General features: G+C 56.4%; 14 protein-coding genes. 6 read left to right on the top strand and 8 right to left on the bottom strand.

Going from position 1 to position 19621, the window contains the following annotated elements:
• Positions 1–128: 128 nt before the first annotated feature.
• Genes K1I37_RS15730 through K1I37_RS21580 form a run of 3 tightly spaced genes read left to right on the top strand, consistent with a single transcriptional unit; the run spans position 129 to position 1631 of the window.
• The gene (locus K1I37_RS15730) at positions 129–494 is read left to right on the top strand and encodes a DUF2089 domain-containing protein (RefSeq protein ID WP_021298250.1); all 366 of its coding nucleotides are present in this window, start codon (positions 129–131) and stop codon (positions 492–494) included.
• A gap of 5 nt (positions 495–499) precedes the next feature.
• Positions 500–1465 (top strand): SHOCT-like domain-containing protein, encoded by a 966-nt coding sequence (locus K1I37_RS15735; RefSeq protein WP_021298251.1) that lies wholly within the window; start codon positions 500–502, stop codon positions 1463–1465.
• Between the two features lie 37 nt (positions 1466–1502).
• Positions 1503–1631 (top strand): hypothetical protein, encoded by a 129-nt coding sequence (locus K1I37_RS21580; protein ID WP_021298252.1) that lies wholly within the window; start codon positions 1503–1505, stop codon positions 1629–1631.
• A 24-nt stretch (positions 1632–1655) separates the two neighbouring features.
• Here K1I37_RS21580 and K1I37_RS15740 read toward each other — a convergent pair whose 3' ends face one another.
• From K1I37_RS15740 to K1I37_RS15750, 3 genes are all read right to left on the bottom strand, one after another.
• Positions 1656–2444, bottom strand: a complete 789-nt coding sequence (locus K1I37_RS15740) for an SDR family NAD(P)-dependent oxidoreductase (protein WP_021298253.1) — start codon at positions 2442–2444, stop codon at positions 1656–1658.
• 94 nt (positions 2445–2538) lie between these two features.
• Positions 2539–2844, bottom strand: a complete 306-nt coding sequence (locus K1I37_RS15745) for a hypothetical protein (RefSeq protein WP_021298254.1) — start codon at positions 2842–2844, stop codon at positions 2539–2541.
• An 83-nt stretch (positions 2845–2927) separates the two neighbouring features.
• On the bottom strand, positions 2928–3476 hold the full coding sequence (locus K1I37_RS15750) for a peptidylprolyl isomerase (protein ID WP_021298255.1): 549 nt from the start codon (positions 3474–3476) through the stop codon (positions 2928–2930).
• Positions 3477–3661: 185 nt separating this feature from the next.
• On the opposite strand from K1I37_RS15750, the gene K1I37_RS15755 reads away from it, so the two are divergent.
• On the top strand, positions 3662–4615 hold the full coding sequence (locus K1I37_RS15755) for an aldo/keto reductase family protein (RefSeq protein ID WP_021298256.1): 954 nt from the start codon (positions 3662–3664) through the stop codon (positions 4613–4615).
• Between the two features lie 82 nt (positions 4616–4697).
• Positions 4698–5936, top strand: coding sequence for a molybdopterin molybdotransferase MoeA (locus tag K1I37_RS15760; protein WP_021298257.1), 1239 nt, complete (start codon positions 4698–4700; stop codon positions 5934–5936).
• On the opposite strand, the gene K1I37_RS15765 is transcribed toward K1I37_RS15760, so the two are convergent.
• Positions 5933–6712, bottom strand: a complete 780-nt coding sequence (locus K1I37_RS15765; protein WP_021298258.1) for a YheC/YheD family protein — start codon at positions 6710–6712, stop codon at positions 5933–5935. The two genes, K1I37_RS15760 and K1I37_RS15765, sit on opposite strands and share 4 nt — an antisense overlap.
• Positions 6713–6902: 190 nt before the next feature.
• Between K1I37_RS15765 and galU the strand changes: the two genes are divergently transcribed.
• The gene (gene galU, locus K1I37_RS15770) at positions 6903–7793 is read left to right on the top strand and encodes a UTP--glucose-1-phosphate uridylyltransferase GalU (protein ID WP_021298259.1); all 891 of its coding nucleotides are present in this window, start codon (positions 6903–6905) and stop codon (positions 7791–7793) included.
• 70 nt (positions 7794–7863) lie between these two features.
• Here the strand turns inward: galU and addA are convergent, their stop codons facing one another.
• Genes addA through K1I37_RS15790 form a run of 4 tightly spaced genes read right to left on the bottom strand, consistent with a single transcriptional unit; the run spans position 7864 to position 19608 of the window.
• Positions 7864–11640 (bottom strand): helicase-exonuclease AddAB subunit AddA, encoded by a 3777-nt coding sequence (addA, locus tag K1I37_RS15775; protein WP_021298260.1) that lies wholly within the window; start codon positions 11638–11640, stop codon positions 7864–7866.
• On the bottom strand, positions 11637–15227 hold the full coding sequence (locus tag K1I37_RS15780; RefSeq protein ID WP_021298261.1) for a PD-(D/E)XK nuclease family protein: 3591 nt from the start codon (positions 15225–15227) through the stop codon (positions 11637–11639). The genes addA and K1I37_RS15780 overlap by 4 nt, the downstream gene beginning before the upstream one ends.
• A gap of 18 nt (positions 15228–15245) precedes the next feature.
• A complete protein-coding gene (locus K1I37_RS15785) occupies positions 15246–18341 on the bottom strand; it encodes an AAA family ATPase (protein ID WP_021298262.1) in 3096 nt (1031 codons plus the stop codon).
• The gene (locus K1I37_RS15790; protein ID WP_021298263.1) at positions 18316–19608 is read right to left on the bottom strand and encodes a metallophosphoesterase family protein; all 1293 of its coding nucleotides are present in this window, start codon (positions 19606–19608) and stop codon (positions 18316–18318) included. Before K1I37_RS15790 ends, K1I37_RS15785 begins: the two co-directional genes overlap by 26 nt.
• Positions 19609–19621 lie beyond the last annotated feature (13 nt).

Consider the following 19621-nt stretch of genomic DNA (forward strand, 5'->3'; position numbering starts at 1 on the left):
AGGTCTATTATGTCATAAAGCAACCGCCGAATCGGAATTTTTTTAGATCTGCCAATTTATCATCGATGTTTATTTTTACTTTGAATATGTTAACATAAAACTAAACGATTTTGAGGAGTGGTGATTCAGTGTCAAAAGTTCCGTTGCGTTGCCCGGCATGTGACTCCGCAATGCAAGTGACCCAACTTCACTGTCCCGTGTGCGATACACAGGTGCAAGGGCACTTCACTGTCAGCCCAATTCTCCACTTGACCGCGCAGCAACTCCATTTTGTCGAGGTCTTCCTGAAGTGCCGCGGCAATATTCGCGAAGTCGAACGAGAACTGGGCATTTCCTATCCCACTGTTCGCGCGCGCCTCGACGAAGTGATTCAACATCTCGGCTACCATCCATCTAAGCCAGAAGAATCATCCACCGGACTCGACGCCATCGTACAGTTTGAACACGGCGAACTCAGTTTTGAGGAGACACTAGAGAAATTGCGAAAGGGCTGAATCGAATGATGCAAGAGAGACTAAAAATTCTCGAACTCGTGGCAGAGGGGAAACTCACGGTCGAGCAAGCGGATTTATTACTTGACGCACTGCAGGAAAAATCAAAGGACAAATCAGAAGGCAGAGCTTCCTGGGACAAGGCGACCAACGATTTGAAAAGCATCGGCTCACAACTGTCGAGTGTCATTGCGCAAAGTATGACCGAACTGCGCCGAGGGCTGGAGACGAATCTCGCCAATTTATCGTTTGGTGACCACATTGCTACCGCCGTTGAACGGGAATTCGCCACAGATATACAGGCACTGCGGGTAAACGCCAGCAATGGTCGCGTCCGCGTCGAGCGCTGGTCCGCACCACATATCCGCCTGTACGTTCAGGCAGATGTTCGAGCCGACGAACAGGACAAGGCCAAAGAGTTACTGGAACAAGCGATGGTCATCAGCGAAACCGAGCACCAGGTCGATTTGCGGTTTCTTCACCGCGTCGACGGGACGCGTGTCGGTGGCATCCGTATCGATGTCTACGTCCCCGAGACACTGGACAATATCACTGTGGAAACCCGCAACGGCGATATCTTTATCAACCGTGCGTGCGCTACGACAATCAACGTAGAATCCACCAATGGACAAATTCACGTCCACCACGGAGAGGCGGACATTTTGCGGACGACGACACAGAACGGATCGATTGTGCTACACGACTCGTTGTCTGCGCGCACAAAAGAAGTCTACGCCGAATCGCGCAATGGCTCTATCCAAGTACGGGGGATTCCTGTCGATACACCCGTGCGTGGGAAGGCGGTAACCGCCGCAGGTACGGTACAAATCAGCCACCCAGACCTGGACGTCAGTGACACTTCCGAACATCGCCGCAATTCGTCCAGTTTTCGCACGAAAGAAATGACAGACGATGTGACCACCTCAATATCCGTATATCTGGAGACAAAAAACGGAAAAATTAGCGTACAGTGATGAACCATCATGACCACTGTTCGTGAGGAGGTTCCTTGTGCGCCAGAGTGAACTCTATTTCGCGCTCGCCGTGCTGTTCGCGCTCTATCTGACGTGGCGCGTCACGAGCTCCGTCCGCAAGACGATGAAGAGCACGCCAGACGAAGAGCAGCAAGACACGGAGTAAAAAATTTGGGCGGGTCAGCAGAAATCACTTCTGCAAGCCCGCCCGATTTGTCGTCAGTGCGTCGCGCGCCAAAATTTCTCGGGCGCCGGTCACCTCGAGCACCGTGCCGTTCACCTCTTGGCTGTCTGGATGACAAAGCCAAGTCACTGCCCGAGCAATATCCTCGCCCACTGGCGGGCGTAGCCCTTCTTCTGTCAACTCTCCGGCGACGTCTTCAAACATTTTCATTTTGTCACCGCCGCGGATATCGCCAGGACAAACCATATTCGCCGTAATCCCGTACGCTCGTTCTTCTCTCGCAACCGATCTCGTGAGCGCCGCCAACCCGGCTTTTGCTGCCGCGTATGCGGCTCGAAAGCGCCAACCGCGCGCCTCCCCCGCGCCGTCGTAGCCGACGGTTATGAGGCGGCCAAAGCGGCGGCTTCGCATATCGTGGATGAGCTCTGTGTACAGCCAAAAGAAATTGGTGAGGTTTCCGTGCATCATCCGCTGCCACATATCCTCGTCATAATCCGCGAGCGGTTTCCGTTCGAACACAAACGGGCCAAAGTTGTGAATCAGTGCATCAATCGAGGCAAACTGCGCTTTTGCCGCCGTTATCGCCTGAAGAACGGAAGTTCTATCAAACAAGTCACAGTGGATGGCGAATGCGCTTCCCCCTTCGCCCTGCACCTGCTCGACCAGTTGCCTGGCTTCCTCTGCACTCTCGCCGTATGTAAACGAGACGTTCCAACCTGCTCTCGCCAAGGACAACACCATGGCGTGCCCGAGTCCCTTGCCAGCGGACGTCACAAACGCGGTTTTTGCGGACACGGCTTGTCCTCCTTTCTGCATCGAAGCGCCGCGACTGTGGGGGATACGCGGCAAAGCGAACCGCCTATCCCTCCAGCGCATGCGCCACGAATCTTTACCAGTACGGGCCCCAGCCCCAGCCCCACGCCCAAGGGCTCAACGCGAGCGCAGCGGCAAACGGAATGAAGAACAGTGGCCAAAAGACTTCTTCGGCGTCCACATTCTTCCCGCCAACCGAGTCGAGTGTCTTCACAGACAGTTTCTCGGAAGCGCTAACGGTCCGGCCGCCGCCTTGGTATAAGCGCAAGTACATTCCATTCTGGTCGACATGGTGTAAAACACCGCGGTGAACGCCATAAACCGAATGGACAACCACCGGTCGACCGATGTGTCTCATCGCCAAAGCACGAATGTTTGCCAACCTTACTTCCCCCCTCGCGCGTTTGCTTTACTCTATGGCGCGAGAGGGAAAACGAATGGACGGATGCCTGCCCACCTGAGAAACTAGGCAGTATACTCTACGATTTCGACCGATTGAATATGTACCGGATCGACAGGTTGACTCGGCTCTCCCATCGCGCCGCGCTGGACAGGCTGCGAGGCAATCGCCATCACCGTGTCCATCCCGGAGGTCACCCGACCAAACACAGTGTAGTTCGGCTGCTGATTCAAGTTGCGGCTCATCTCGCCAGTGCATACGAAAAATTGCGATCCGTTCGTGTTCGGCCCAGCATTCGCCATGGCGACCACACCTGGCTCATAGGGCAACGCCGGTGGCAATTCGTCCGCGAACCGGTACCCTGGGCCGCCGCGGCCAGTACCTGTCGGGTCCCCACCCTGAATCATAAATTCACGAATGACGCGGTGGAAAATCACGTCGTCATAGTAGCCGTCACGCGCGAGAAAGACGAAGTTGTTGACGGTTTTCGGCGCCTCGTTCGCCAACAGTTCAATCGTAAACTCGCCAAGTCCCGTATGGACAATCGCCTCGTATCGAGCGCCTTTGATCAACTGCATCTCTGGTTCGTGCTTATACTGCTTATTCGCTGCCATCTGGTCACCTCATCAAAAATACTGCCGCGCTTCAGTGCGTAGGCTCAGTGCCCATAGCTTACCACACGTGCGATAGTAACCAAAGTTCGTGGAGCTTGTTCGTTCACCCATCGCAAGAAGTGGCGCTATGGACATTGCATACACTTCCTTTCGTTCAGTAGAATACCCTTGGAGGTGTCGATTACATGGAGTATCGCAGACTTGGTAAGAGTGGTCTTAAAGTTTCGGAAATTGCACTCGGCAGCTGGCTTACATATGGGACGGTGACCGAGAAGGAACGGGCCATCGCGTGTGTCAAGCAGGCGTATGAGCTCGGTATCAACCACTTCGACTGCGCGAACGTGTACGGTGCACAACCGCACGCCGCTGAAGAAGTGATGCAAGAAGCACTGAAACCGTATGCGCGCGACAGCTACGTCATCACGACGAAAGCTTTCTGGCCCGTCGGCGACGGTCCCAACGACAGAGGCCTGAGCCGCAAGCATATCATGGCCCAGGTGGAAAAGAGCCTCAAGGCACTCGGCGTCGACTACATCGACATCTTCTACTTTCATCGCTTTGACCCGGACACAGACCTCGAAGAGAGCCTGCGCGCACTCGATGACCTCATCACGCAAGGGAAAGTGCTCTACGGGGGCCTCAGTGAATGGCCAGCCGATAAAATTGCGGCCGGCGTGTCGCTTCAAAAAGAACTTCAATTGCATAAATTCGCAGCCAGCCAGCCGATTTACAATATGTTCGAGCGATATATCGAGCAAGCGGTCATTCCCATCTGCGAGGACGCAGGCATCGGACAAGTCGTCTTCTCGCCGCTCGCACAGGGCGTGTTGACCGGAAAATACCGCAAAGGTGCACAAGCGCCGGAAGGTTCACGTGCTGCGACACCAGGTGTAAATCGCTTCCTGGAAGGCAGACTCACGGAAGACGTCCTCGACAAAGTCGAACAATTGTCCGCCATCGCCACGAAAGCGGAACTCAGCCTGCCGCAACTAGCGCTCGCATGGGTGCTCCGGCAGCCCAATGTGGCGAGTGCATTAATTGGCGCAAGCCGTCCTGAGCAGGTCGTCGAGAACGTGAAGGCTTCTGGCATCACGCTCAATGAAGACATCTTACATGACATTGAGGCCGTCCTCGCGTAATTTGCGACGAGTTTACACAGGCGCCGGCGAGTCGGCGCCTGTTCTATTTTCTACTTCTACAGATACATTGGGGGCAATTTGGGTGAGATCAATTTGTACATACGACGAAGCACTGGACATCGCCATCCATCTCGCCGCACCCCGCCGCATCATCGAGCGGAATGTGTGGACGAAGGCACCTAGCACGGCGACGCTCGCCGACGATGTTCGCGCGGCGATTGACCTACCTCCGTTCGCACGCGCGATGATGGACGGCTTTGCCGTACACCGCTCTGACATTGCGGGCACGCAACCGTTACAGGTGGTTGCCGATATCCATGCGGGCGAACAGCCTAAGACGCCAGTCTCCCCTGGCACAGCCGTGCAGATTCGCACTGGCGCACCGGTTCCGGAAAATACCGCCGCCGTCGTCCGCAAAGAATGGACAGAATGGATTGATGCCCATACTATCCGGCTCCTACGGCCTATCTCTGCTGGCGAATCGATTCAACCCCGCGGCCAGGACACAGCTCAAGGTGCGGTGCTTTTATCGCGGGGAGCGCAAATCGACGGCCAGACGATAGCCGTACTACGCGCAGCCGGCGTCACCAGTATCCCAATCTACGCGCCTGTGCGCGTCGGGATTGTCAGCACTGGCAGCGAACTCGTCACAGACCCGACGAAGCCACTCTGTGCAGCACAGGTGTATGCGGCCAGTGACGCATTTTTGCAATCCACACTTGAGGCACTGGGCGCACAGGTGGTCGATATCTCGTACGTCGATGACCATCCCGAACGCATTGAGCAAAGAGCGGCCCGGTTCATAGCAGATGGCGTCGACTACGTCCTGCTCACTGGAGGTGCCTCCGTCGGCGACACTGACTATGCCACAAGTGTCATCCGCAGATTGTGCGGCACTGAGCAGTTGCCCATCGAACGCGTGTGGATGCGACCCGGATCACCATTCCTGGCAGGAAGAGCGGGACGGACTACAGTGTTCGGCTTATCCGGCAACCCTGCCGCCTGCTTTGTTCAGTTTCACGTCCTCGTCCTCCCAGCCATCCGTCGTTCACTAGGTATAGATGCGGCGATGTTCGCGCAGGAGGCGGTGCTGACGCAATCCATTCGCCTGAAACCCATCAAACACGTCCGCTTTTATCGCGCGACGGCCGGCGTCGACGGCGTTCAAGTACGCGTAGAACCTCAAGTGGGTCAATCGTCCGGCCTGGTGACAGGGCTCGCCTGTGTCAACGCCATCATTCGACTCGATGAGCAAGTATACGAAGCAGGTGACATCGTGCCCATTCAGTTGACACGTACGACGACCGGGCGACTGTTCTAAGCGTGCTTCGCCTTGCGCGCACGCTCGTACACGCCCCAACGATACTGAATGCGTTTGTAAGGAGCGAGATTTTTTTGGTTGCGTGCGAACAGCGCATGACTGGGCGCCGTATTTTGCTCAAGCAACCAGATGCGACCAGACGAGCTAATCGCCACATCAAAACCTAGTTCGCGATAGCGTTGATAGGTGTCAAAGTGCCGTGCAAAAAGATAGCCTAATCGCTCGAGTTCTTTGACGGTTCGCTTGACTTTCGCGGGTGTCCAGCCTAGCGCCGTTTGCAGTGCACTATCCACGTCCATCACCCGGCCGCGGCTGAGCGCCGTGTTCGTCACCACGCTATTCCCTCCAGCAATCTTGGCAATCATTCCAGAATAACGCCACCGCCCGCCTGGTTTTTCGCGTTGCATCATCACGCGAATGTCCATCGGACGCCCACCTACCTTGGCAAGCTTGATACCCTGCTGCACGATATACATTTTGCCGTCACGCAAATTATCGATATAGTTCGCAGCAGATTTCACATCTGGAAACTTCCGTTGTTTCCGAACAGTGTGCTGTACCACAATCGATTTCCCGTCATACCACGCCTTCATAATTCCCTTCCCCTGACTTCCAGCGACCGGTTTGACGTAAACCGTTTTGTATTTGCCAATGAGCGTCCCGAAGTTCTCTACCGTATATTTTTTCGTCTCTGGCAGAAACTTTGCTATCTGTTCATTTCTCCGAAAGAATTGATACAACAACCATTTGCCCATTTCAGGCTTGCGCTCGGGCATCCCAGTCATCGACTCCTGCCCAAAGGTTCTGATGTCATACTGTATGTTTGAACCGGTGACAGAGAAGGTGATAAATGTTCCGAATCGACACGTCACCACCCGTTTCATGCAGAAAGTTGTGGGAGCGTGTATAATCTTTTGTGATACGATACAATGAGGTCTCGATTGATACGTGCCAGGGGTGAATCATATGAAGGTACGCAAGGCGGTCATCCCGGCTGCCGGGTTTGGCACTCGCATGTTGCCAGCTACAAAAGCTGTGCCAAAAGAAATGCTCCCGATTTTAAATAAACCGTGTATCCAGTACATCGTCGAGGAAGCGGTTTATGCGGGAATTGAAGAAATTCTAATTATTACAGGCCGCGCCAAAAAGGCGATTGAAGACCATTTCGACAGATCACCGGAATTGGAACTTCACTTAGAGCAAAGTCGTAAAGCAAATATGTTGACGGAAGTGAAGGCGATTTCTGATCTGGTGGACATCCACTACACTCGCCAGAAAACGCCGCTAGGCCTTGGGCATGCCATTCTCTGCGCAAAGTCTTTTGTGGGACAAGAACCGTTTGCAGTGCTGCTCGGCGACGATATCATCCAGTCCAGTTCGCCGGTCACTCGGCAACTGATGCAACACTATGAGGATGCAGAACGAGCGTTACTAGGCATCCAGCCCGTTCCACAAAAAGACGTGTCCAAGTACGGCATCGTCGAATCTGGCCCTGCCTCGGCGAAACCAGGCGTGGTGCCAGTGCAGCGCGTGATCGAAAAACCGAGCGCCGATGAGGCCCCATCCAACTTGGCGGTGCTTGGTCGCTACATCTTGCCTGCCTCAATTTTTGACGCACTCGAAGAGACTCCGCTCGGACATGGAGGAGAACTCCAACTCACCGACGCCATTCAACAATTGGCGGCAAAAGGACTCGTCGACGGCTTTCAATTTGAGGGTGTACGCCACGATATTGGCAATCTGGAAGGCTGGTTGCGCGCAAACTTGTCATTTGGTCTGTCGGAACCAAAGCTGGCCGACGCCATTCGCGGTTGGCTGACAGACGACCACCTGAAAAACCAACTGGCTGCACTGTAACTGAGTTCCGCATTTCATCAAAACGGCCCCGTTCACCAGAAAGAACAGGTGAACGGGGCCGTTTTGTCGTCTATTCGCCTTGCTGGCGATGGCGACGAAGCAACTCGACAAAGATGTCCGGAAGCGACAGAGACTCCACTTCGAGCGCGGTATTAGGCCGTACGAAGTAAAGGAACGCCTGAACGGGCTTCGTCTTTGTCAGCGGTCGGAGGGCCTCCAGGTAGGTGGCCACCTGCGCCTCGTACTCGCGCTTGGCGGAGGTCACATTCGCGGCGTCCACGTGATCGGTTTTGTAGTCAATCACCAACCACCCATCCGCCTCCTCGACCAAGCAGTCAATGACGCCTTGTGCCACGATGGGGACCGTTCGCCGTCCGTTGTCGACAGGCACGTCGATCCGGTGGAAAAAGGGCTGTTCCCGAAACACCCGAAGGCCTTTTTGCATGCGCCGTCCCAGCGGCGACTGGAGGAACCTTGCCACCTGTGGGATGTTGACAGCCGCAGCAATCTTGGCATCGATTTGCTTCTCCTCAATCAAACGCTCGATTTCCTGCGCAATCGACGCTTCGTCCCCGTCAATCGACATGCGAAACCGCTGCATAAACGCGTGGAACGCAATCCCTTCTTCTCGAGGTGTGACGGCGTTCGGGCGCACAAACGCCGGATCTTCGAGCAAAGAGGCAGCCGCCTGCCGTCTCCGAACCGGCGCATCCCCCATCAGCGCGACGTGAAGACGGCGCATATCCGTCGCAGATACTTTGCCGAATAACACATCGAGCGCGTGATCCGGCCGATCGACAATGCGAATCGTCGCACGCTCGCGCGGCTGCTGTGCGATGCGCTCCACAATGGCGTCCCACGCCCACTCAGAACTCTTGTCTACGTTCTGACGCTTTGTTTCACTCGCAGCCACCTGATTCATGTCGTAGACGTAGAGTGCGAGATGATCACCCTCCGTCGCAAAGACGTGGCCATCCCAACTATCCGATTGCACCAATTGCTGCAGCGCAGTGGCCCGAGGATGGCGCAGCATTATCGGCAAAAGCCAATCCATGAACGACTTGGCCCCGGTAAAGGCGCCGGCGAGCAGTTGCTGGCGTTGTCCGCCATGCGCGTACACAGCCTTATTCACCTGACGCGCGAGATTTTGTGTAGAGCCGACGACAATCAACCGCTCACGTGCGCGTGTAAACGCGACGTAGAGCACACGTGCTTCCTCGGCGAGCGTGCTGCGGCGTTCCGCGTGTGTCGCAGCGATCGACGAAACCGTTCGCCAGCGCTGATGGGTGTGCGGGTCATACGCCACGGCGCCAATGCCCACATCACGATTGACGTACAAAATATCCTGCGTCAGGCGAAACTGCTTGCCTAAGTCAATGACGAACACCACCGGGTACTCAAGACCCTTACTGCGGTGAATCGTCATCACCTGAACCGCATCCGGCTCCGTGACGTTGGCAGCGCCCAAATCTAAATCGGCTTCATCTTCTCGCTGCCACTGTTGCAGAAAACCGTAAAGCCCCGCGAAATTCGTGCGCTCGTCATAGGCGCGGGCCAAGTCGAGCAATTTTTGCACGTTCGCCTTGCGAATCTTGCCGCGCGACATGCCGCGAACATAACGCATGTAATCCACATCTTCCATCACGCGGTACAGCGTGTCGACGACGCTCGACTGCCGCGCAAATGTTCGCCAGGTCTCCAGTTGCTGCAAAAACGCCCGCGCTCGAGAGACGGAGTCTTCATCTCGAATCCGTTTTTGTGATTCATCAAGTGAAGCCTCATCATCATGCCGTGCGATTCTACGCACGCCGTCCCAAAGCGTTCGTCGCGAACTGAGTCGCACGCGAGCCAGCATGTTTTCATCCCAACCGACAAACGGTGACCTCAATAGCGTCACCAATGGCAAGTCGTCTCGCGGATTGTCGATAACGCTCAAGCACGCCATGAGCCACTGCACTTCTAACGCCTCAAAAAATCCAGTCGAGGTCGTCGCCGACACGGGAATGCCAGATGCTTGCAACACGTCGACGACCGTATTCAACGCGCCGCGTCCAGACCTCAAAAGCACGGCGATGTCGCCAAACGCGAGTTTGCGGTTGGCGCCCGCTTTGTTATCCCAGACCTGGACGTTCTCCGCCTCCATCATTTCCCGAATCCGCTTGGCAACCACGCGCGCCTCCCGCTCCAGCGCCGACACGTCGACGTCTTCAAACGGCTTCGCACTTTCTTGCCTTGCCACTTCCGTGCTATCCGCTTGCACGTTCTCTGAAAGCGCCGAGGAGCGGTCCAAGAAATGCACTTCAACCAATGGACTGGACGGCTCCGCCGGCGGGTAAGATGCCCCGACGACCATACGAGCCCGCTTGTCGTACGCAAACCCCGTCAATTCCGGACTGAACAATTGTCCAAAGACGAAATTGACGAAATGTACAACACCGTCACGGCTTCGATAGTTTTCGGTCAAGTCAATCGCCAAGCCGCCATCCTCCGCCTGGTAGCGCCCATAGCGATTGAGAAATAGGCCCGGCTCCGCCATTCGGAAGCGATAGATGCTCTGCTTGACGTCGCCCACGGCAAACAGGTTGTCCTGGTCGAGCGTGGCGAGATCGACAATCGCATCCTGAATCGGACTGGTATCCTGGTATTCGTCGACGAACACGTGACGATAATTCTCCTGCAACCGATACAGCGCGCCGGATTGTTCGTCCGCCAGCGCAGTGAAGGCCAGATGCTCCAGGTCCTGAAAGTCGATCACGCCCTCCGCCTGCTTCCGCCGCCTCATTTCCTCTATGACAGCTTCTACGAGTTGGCATAGCGTCTTAATATGTGGCGACAACAGGACGAGATCTTGAGATAGGCCTTCGACGCCCCGCGCAAGGACGGGAACAATGGCTTTCATACTCTCCATTCCCTCGTCGCGCAAGACTTTGATTTGCTGTAACTCCGGCCCTTTATAAGAACTGCGCGGGGATTTCAACGCCGTAAACCGCGAGATGGACGCCGCGAGTTCGTCAAAGTCGATTGTCCCCGTCGCGGATTCGAACGCATGGCGCGCCTGCGCAACGATATCTTTCGCGTCCTGTAACCACGCCGCGTACTTGTCCACCTCGGGAATGGTCTCGGCTAACGTGTGAGCCAATGCAAAATCGTTGTGCGCCATTTCCAGGTGTTCAAGAACCCAAGCTGAAAAGGCGTTGGCAAACGGCGTTTCACTCCACAGCCGATATGTGGAGGGATACGCTTGCGCGATTTCCTGTAACCAGGTTTCCGGATGCACTTGGCTGTTGGCGGCGTCATAGAGCCGCAGCAAAACTTTCGCCAGATTTTTGTCATCGGCCAGCCGAAGCCCAATCATCATCTGTCGAATCGCCTGCGCGTCGCCAGAGTCGTCGGCCAACGCACGCTCAATCACATGATTTGCGACGTCTATCGAAAGCAGCGCCTGCTCGTTCGCGTCGAGCAAGCGGAAATCTGGTGCCAAATCGAGATACAAAAGATTTTGGCGCACAACCTCGAGACAAAAGCTGTGAATGGTCGAGATCTGCGCTTGCCACAGCGACGACGACTGCCGACGCAACCGCTGTGCCGCAGCGGAATTGCCCATCTGACGATATTCCTGAATGCGCTCCTGGATTCGCACCGCAATACGCTGACGCATCTCTCCGGCGGCCGCTTCCGTAAACGTCATCACCAAGATATTCTCCATGTTCAGGGCGGGGTCGGTTTCAAGCAGATGAAGCACCCGCTCAACGAGGACGGCCGTCTTTCCTGACCCTGCGCCCGCCGAAACGATCAGGTTCCTCTTGGTCGTCGTAATGGCGCTCGACTGCGCTTGTGACCACTTCATTGGTCTTCACCTTCCTCGGCGGATGAACTGACGATATCGTCGAACCGCTTGGCCAATAGCACGTGATACGACGCGCCGTGATCTAACGGTTCAAAGTGACAAACCTTGCGGAAGGAACACCGGGTGCACGCGCTGTCGTTGTGCGCCTGCAGATACGGTCGTACAGGCACCTTGCCCAAACTTAGGTCCGTCGCAATTTGTTCGATGCGCTCGCGCACAAACGCCACGGCATTCGCCCACTCATCATCCGTCCAGACCTTCGCATGCTGGCGAAACGTACCGTCTTTCTTGAACAAGTCACCAAAGAGTTCGGACTTGCCATCAGGGAAATTCCTATCCATCGCAGAAATCGCCGTGCCGTTTGCGTTGAAGTATCCTTCAGGCACATACGCCTTGCGCAAAGCGGACAGCGCAGCCGCATCTGGCTCTGGAACTTCCGAGATGGCTGGCAGATTCAATAACGGCAAATAAAATGCACCCGCCGGACGAGCCTGTTTGCCCTCACGGCCCAGTTTTTGCTGGACCACCGCAAGGTACACAATCAACTGCAGCTGCAACCCGTAAAACATGCGAGTGGCATCGAGTTTCTGACTGCGACCACTCTTGTAATCAAAAATGCGGAACCAAGTGGTATCCCCATCTTCATACACATCCAGCCGGTCGACTCGACCTCGAATCACCACATCCTCACCGTTCTCCAAATGGATGGTCAAGGGGGAGCTATCGCTATCCTCAAACCCAAACGACCACTCTAGCTCGAACGGCTCATATGCGCCTTGTTTCGCCTGCAACCATAATACTTCCGCCACCGCATGCAAATAATTGCGCAAGTCGGCCGCACGCGCCCCTAAAACGCCACCTTGAAAATCCGCGTGCTGCCCTCGGGCCAACTGTTCCGCAAACACGCGCTCAGCCAGTTGCGTCATATCTGCCAACTGCAATTGCTCAAAGCGCACTTCCGCTCGGCGGTGCATATCGACCAGTTGAAACACCGTGTCGTGCAGAAGGTTTCCAACATCCGCAGCGACCTTTGCCCGAGTCATGTCGGGCTCCACCCGCAGGCCAAACCGGACAAAGTATTGATAGGGGCACGCGGCGTAACTCTCCAGGCGATGCACGCTCAATTTCAACGGGGAGCCATAGAGTTGCTTCGCCAGTGCCTCTTCTATCTGACCCGTTGGCAGCGTGTGCGACAGCCCCGCAATCGCCCGCCGCAACCGGCGACTGCGTTCATCCGTTTCACCAAACCACGATATGATATCCAATAAATCGTGGCGGCCAAACAGTTCTTCCATGTCGCCTTTGTCTTTCGCTTGCGCAAAAATCTGCACCACCAAATCGAGCGCCACAGAAGATCTCATCACGTATAGCGCGTCGTCAGCGGTTGCTAGATTCCTTCCTTCGTTGAGCGCATGTACCTGTCGTACAGGTATGTCACAGGCATCACAAAGTCGCATCACATACGGGGACGGCCGCTGTTCCGCGGCGCCATGGGTCCGCGCGAAGCTAATCGTCAATCGCTTGCTCGCCCGCGTAAACAGCAAATACGGCGTCAATTGGTGAATCGCCGTCAGCTCTCGGGTCGTGAAGCCAATCGGGATGCCAAACAATCGTGCAAACATGTCCCGTTCGTCATCCTGTAGCAGCCCATTCGATTGCACTCGTTCAGGCAGCGCACGGTCAGATGCGCCAACGACAAAGACGTAATCCTTCACCCAGGCGTGCGCATGTGTGTACGGGCGGATCAACACGTCGTCAATGCCGCTGGGAATGGTCGATTGCCTCTCCTCCAGCAATGCGGACGTGACAAGCTGAAACAAATCTTCGCGAACAAACTGGGCCTGGCCGCCCACGTTCGCGAGGTCGTTTAAAAGCTGAACGGTCAATTGCCACGCCTGCTCATGCTGGCTCGCCTGGAGCGGATTTTGATGGACATCTTCAAGCACGACCGACTCTGCGACAATCGATTTTGCGTTCACGGCCATCAGCAGATCCCACAGTGCCCGTGCAAACGCGAGAGGCGTCAGGATTTCCGCTGAAACGGCTTCGTAAAACGGTTGAAAGAACGCCATCAAATGCCTCCGCAGGCGATTGGCCCGTTCGTCTTCCTGCGCTGCAAAATCCATTGCATCAGCGGTTGAAGCCTGCTGCCGAAATGTCCAATCCTCCATCTGGAACCAGACTTTCGCACCTGCGACGTCAGCGGCTTTCAAGTACATATCGAACCAGTCGACATCAGCCTGCTTGAGCCCGTGAAAATCGGTTCGCAACAATCGCGCCATCGCGTCCGTTGACAGGTCTTCCACGACAGCCCGCAACGCTGCAAGCAAAAACCGTCCAAGCGCGTGCGCGGCAAGCGGCGGAAACGCATCTAAGGAATGCGGGATGTCGTAACGCTTGAAGACGTCGTGCAGCCGCACGCCCTCCTCCTGAAGCGACGGAACCAGCACTGCGATATCGCGAAACGCAACGTGTTCTTCCTCTACCAGGCGCAAAATCTCATCCGCGACAGCGTGTGCCTCAGCCTCGTCATCTTCTGCCATCCACACGCGAAGCGCATCCGCGGCACCACCCGACGCCACCGACTCACCGCCGCGAAACACCTCTTCCAATTGGGACAGCGGCCGAATTCGCCGGACGTCAGCGGATATCGCCAACGCCTGCGACGTCCAAGAAACGCCCTTTTTTTCGAGACACGCCGCCAACTGCAATGCACTATACAGGACGCCCGGGAAATACTCGCGGCCGTGATTTTGGAAGTGCGGCAGCCAGTTGGACAATCGCTCAAACTGCGGCCAACGCGCAAAAGCGTGTTTCACCAAATCCAATTCCTGATTCGTCCATGCGTCGGGGAGCACAAACGTAAAGGTACTCTGACTTGCTGTCGCCGCAATTTCCCCCATCAGCGCAACCTGATCAGACGTTAAGCGATGAAACCCATCAAAATAAAACGTGGACTCAGCGAGCCAATTCACTTGCGGCACGGCCGCTGTCGCCGCTGTGAGTAAGAGTGCCGGATCGAAAAATCCCTTTTCACGAAGCCGTTCGCGGTAGCGAATGTATAACAGACAAAGGTCGCGCAACTTTCCGATAAGCGATTTGCCAACCGTCATTTGCGCCCGCGGCACACCGGCTGCAAGTGATGCTGCAGCCGACTCGAGCGCCCCCTCCAGGGCAGCCAGATTGACCTGGTACTGGGACATCTCGTCAAAGGCGTCAAGCACCAGCTGATAAAACCCAACATTGGCTTGCGCGCGCTTGAGTGGGCCAAGTTGGTCGCGCAATTCCCGATAGACGTCAGCAAACAACATTTGCTTGCCGGACGCATTAATCGTTTGCTCGTCACTGCCGCCGGCCGCTTGCCGGATTCGCTCCGCCAACCGTGTCAACGTAATGACTTCACAGCGCAGCGCCGACGGAATTTGCTCCATCAACATTTGCTCGGCGGCAAATGCCACATCGTCTGGCACGACCCAGAACAAAGTGGGTCCAATCGGCGCCTGTTCTGTCAACCTCCGCATGTCCGCGACGACGCTGTGGGATTTGCCACTACCCGTCGGGCCAAACCAAAACCGAACATCGGCCACTCTGTATTCCTCGCTTTCTCACTGCATCGGCAGCACGTACACATCTGGTTTTTGCTGAATTTCATCGAGCAAGCGCTCGTGACATGTCAGGTACAATATCGGCTGTTGTTGTGCCTCTTCGGCGAGTACTGCCAATACCCTGCCCGCGCGCGTATCGTCAAAGTTCACGAGCGGGTCATCCAAAATCACTGGCAAAATCACACCTCGCTCGCGATACTGTCGGATAACTGCCAAGCGCAACGCGAGGTACACCTGTTCGCGCGTGCCTCTGGACACGTCGGACAGCGCGAACGCTTGTCCTGTATCATCGACTAAATACACATTTTCCAAGCCACTCGAACCGAGCGGTACCCGCAACGCACAGTAACGGCCATCCGTAATGCGGGCCATATAATCAGATGCGTTGGCCATTAATGGGGACGACTGATGCGCTTCCACGACCATTCTGGCACGGACGCTCAGCGCCTTGGCGATAGCTTGGGCAGCGAATTCTGCCTTCAAAGCTGCAATGTCCGCCTCCAGCTGCTCCGCCTGCCAGCGCAGTGCACGACCTTGTTCCCCTAACCGACTCATCTCCAGAGAATGGTCTAGCGACCACAGCTCCTCCTGTAGCGCCGCAACGCGCGCACGTTTCTGCTCTACTTCATCTTCGGTTGCAATGAGAGACTCTTGCAATGCCGACAAGGACGAACGCGCGGCCATTTGCACCACTTGAAACGCCGCCGTTTCGCCACTGCACTGCACCACCAGCGCCTGCAGCGCGCGTTCGCGACGCACTTGTAACGCCCGCCGGTGCGCCTCGCGCTCCATGCAGCGTTCATAACCGTCTCTGTCATCGACGCCGAACTGCCGATAGACTTGCTGAATCTGCTGCTCGACCGATATCATCTGTTCTTCGATCATTTGCAACTCGACTAGCCAAGCGTCGAGCTGCTCCGTCAGCCTGGCGCACTCAGCGTTCGCCTCAACCCCCGACGCGACAATCTGACTCAATCGGTTGAGTGTCTCCTGCAACGCCTCGACCGCCCATTGCGCCGCCGTCGGGGCGTCAAGGTTTTGGCGCGCCGCTTCTAGCGCCACCGCGAAGCCCGCGTCATGCGCCGGATCGACCGTGTCCAACCAGGATTGCGCTGCCAGCAGCTCTGCATGCACGTGCTGGCCCAGTTGTTGCACGGCTCGACAAGTCTCCTCCACCTCCGCGCGCCAACGCATCACATTGCGTGCAGCCTCTGCGAACTGCGCCAAATCAGCAGCCATCCACAATTCCAACGGGAAATTCGTCTCGTTGAGCGCGGCTTTGTACTGACTCGCTGCCGCTTGCAGCTCATTTGTCGCCACCTGCCACTCCGTGTCCCGCAGCCGCCGACGATAGGCAGCTTCTTCGTAACTGCCGAGCAGCGACTTCGCGCGTTCAACCCGTTGGCGTTCTAACTCAACCTCCTGGATGTGGGCCAGGATGTCCGCCAACACATCATCCACCGAATCGACGTGTACAGACCCTTTCCAACGCGTCATATAGGGCGGTTTCTTCGCGTGATTGCCACCCATCTCACGTGAAAAACGCCTGTTGAAACCACCACCGAGCAGTGTCAGCGCCAACACAATCGCAAGCACGAAGACACTTACGAAATTGCCCCTCACCCATTCAAAGACAAGACCAACGCCCAAGGCGGCGAGAATAGCGGCTCGCATCCCCATCGCACGGGAAGCCCCAGTGGTTTCTCGTGGCTGACGGACGATCTCGTCGCGCCACGCGCGCAACCGCTCAAAATCCACGCGGTACCCACTTTCTATCTCGCGCAACTGGACCGCTCGTTCCTCTATCGCCGCCCGAGCATGCGACTCACTCGGATAATCCGCACCCACCGCCTCGCGAAAGACCTCGCGTTGTTCTGCCTCCCACACGCGAGCTGCATCCCGCTGACGACTCGCTTCCATCTCTGTGGCCACCGCTCGGCTGTAGGCATCTGCAAGCCGATAGAGCGCATCATTCGGAGTCATTTCGGCAAGGCGTGCTACCGCATCCGCTGATAAATCCGACGGCAATGACTCCCACGCACGAGCCAACTGCGCCTTTGCATGTCGCACAGCCTCTTGACGCGCTATCCAGTCGCGAATCGATTGCTCTAGCGCCTGGACTCGCAACTGCCAAGCCTGCACGTCCCCCTGCAGTTCTGCATCAGCAGCTTTCATCTGCAATTGGTGAAGGCGGTGCTCATGGGTCGTTTTTCGCTCGAGCAGACGCTGACGCTTGTCCGCCAACTCGGCCTGCCGCTCAAGCCACGTCGGGACCTGTACCCAGATCTCATAGGTTCCTTCTGGCACAGGGCCAAGCGCAGCCATCTTCGCCTCATCTTCCATCAGTTCCTGTACCGCGCCATAGACTGAGACCACGCGCTCGAGGTGGTCGCGGCGCTGTTCACTGGCCAAAAGCAAGTTCCGTACATCCGCCAGCTCGCGCTCCACCTCGTCGCGGTGTCGCAGGGTCTGACGGTACCACCCAGCCCTATCGGGCGAAGTTTGCAATGCCTCGGCCACTTCCCGATGCGCCCGCAACACCTGATTCAACCGCGGCCGACTCGCACGCCGACTCGGATTGAAAATTTCACCGGCCGCCTTATCGGTGGCCGCCTCCAACTCATAGGGGTTGATTAAGAGGGCGCGCAGGCCAAACAACTGCGAAATACGCGCATTCGGTTTCTCCGAAAAAGCGACTAAATCTGCCAATTGGAGTGTGAAGAACGTCTCGTACAACACTTGCTCAACCTGTGCGAATTCCGGAAACCATGCAGCCAGTTCCCCCTGGCCTGTGCCTTTCTTCCCGTCCTCTCCAGTGAGCCGCGGCGCCGTCCGCCGCCCGAGACTCCTCTCCAACGTGACGAGTTCCCCCGACTCCTGGCGCAGCTGCAGTCGAACGTGTGCTCCAGGCCGCACCGGCGTGGTCCCTTCCGCCAGTCGCGCGACGCCGAATAGGCCGCCGCGAATCGCGGCCAGCATACTGCTCTTTCCCGCCTCGTTGCGACCGTAAAGCACGTGTAGACCCTCACTGTGAAAGGTGACAGACCAGTCCCGGTACGGACCTACATGGTCAATCCACAGACCCTGCAGCCGCATGCATACCCCTCCATTCTACCAGTTCCAAATCGCCTTTTTCGGGGTGCATATGGCTTAACAGAATTTGGCGAACCCGCTGCATCACGCCCTCCGGGTCCTGTTTCAATGCCTCCGCGACGAGGGCGCACTCCCTTTCCTTCCAGCCACCGTCGGCAAGCAGCGCGAACACAGCCTCTGGTTCCAATTCGGCCTGCCGCAATAACTGAAGCAACTGTCCAACGTAACTGTCAGACGTTTCCCAAACGCCAAAGTCGACGTCCGGTTCCACCGCGCTGGTATAGCGATGTATCCAGACTGCAAGTGACTCGTCATCGGCCGCATGCTGAAAGATGGCCTTAGCTTCGGGCAAATTGAGGCTGTTGTGCAAGAAACTGCGCCCTGACAAGCAAAGATGGACAAGTCGCAGCACGGTATCTCCTTTTAACTCAGCAGCGACAGCCGCCCATACGTCGTCAATGGTCGTCGAGTCACTCACATCCACGTCGACACGCTGCCATTCCACCGTCGAAAACGGCAAAAAAGTGTGTGTCAAATGCAAACGGTCATCCCATGTCAGCAGAATGGCCCCATGCGGGCCCATCTCACTCACATCGCGCCCCTGTGGTGCGCCAGGATAACCGACGAACGGCCCGCGTTCACGCAATACGCGATGGCGATGAATATGCCCAAGCGCCCATGCGTCAAAGCCTGGCTGGCGCACCACCTCTTCCAGCGGTGCAGCGGCGTAGGGCGCGTGTGATCCATACGATCCGCCAATTTGCCCATGGTACATCGCTATCGCGATATCCGCCTCGGGCAGCCGGTGAAACTCACCCACTTTCGATCCGTACAACTCCCGCGAACCGTAGCTGAACCCGGAAAACTGCACGCGATAACTCTGCAGCGGCAACATGAGGTCGCACACCGATTCCCCATGCGCCTGTCCGCCCAGAACGTGAACGCTGTCGGGCCACTGAAACAAGGCTGGCGCACCTGCTGGGTCGTGGTTACCGTGCGTAAGAACCACTGGAATGCCATGATTGGCAAGGCGCCGAAACTGGCGGTACACGTCATATTGGACACTCACAGGCGGGTCTGTCCCGTCGAACAAATCTCCCACAATCATCACGGCGTCCACCTGCGCGTCGATAGCGTAATCTACCAAACGCGCTAGAATCGTATCCACTGCTTGCCGCAATGTTTTTGCCACCTGTTCCGGCAACTCCTCGGCGGCGACCCGCAGCGGCGTCCCCACATGTAAGTCCGCTGTATGGAGAATGCGCAGCACGAATTCACCTACT

The sequence above is a fragment of the Alicyclobacillus acidoterrestris genome (assembly GCF_022674245.1).
Classification (GTDB): domain Bacteria; phylum Bacillota; class Bacilli; order Alicyclobacillales; family Alicyclobacillaceae; genus Alicyclobacillus; species Alicyclobacillus acidoterrestris.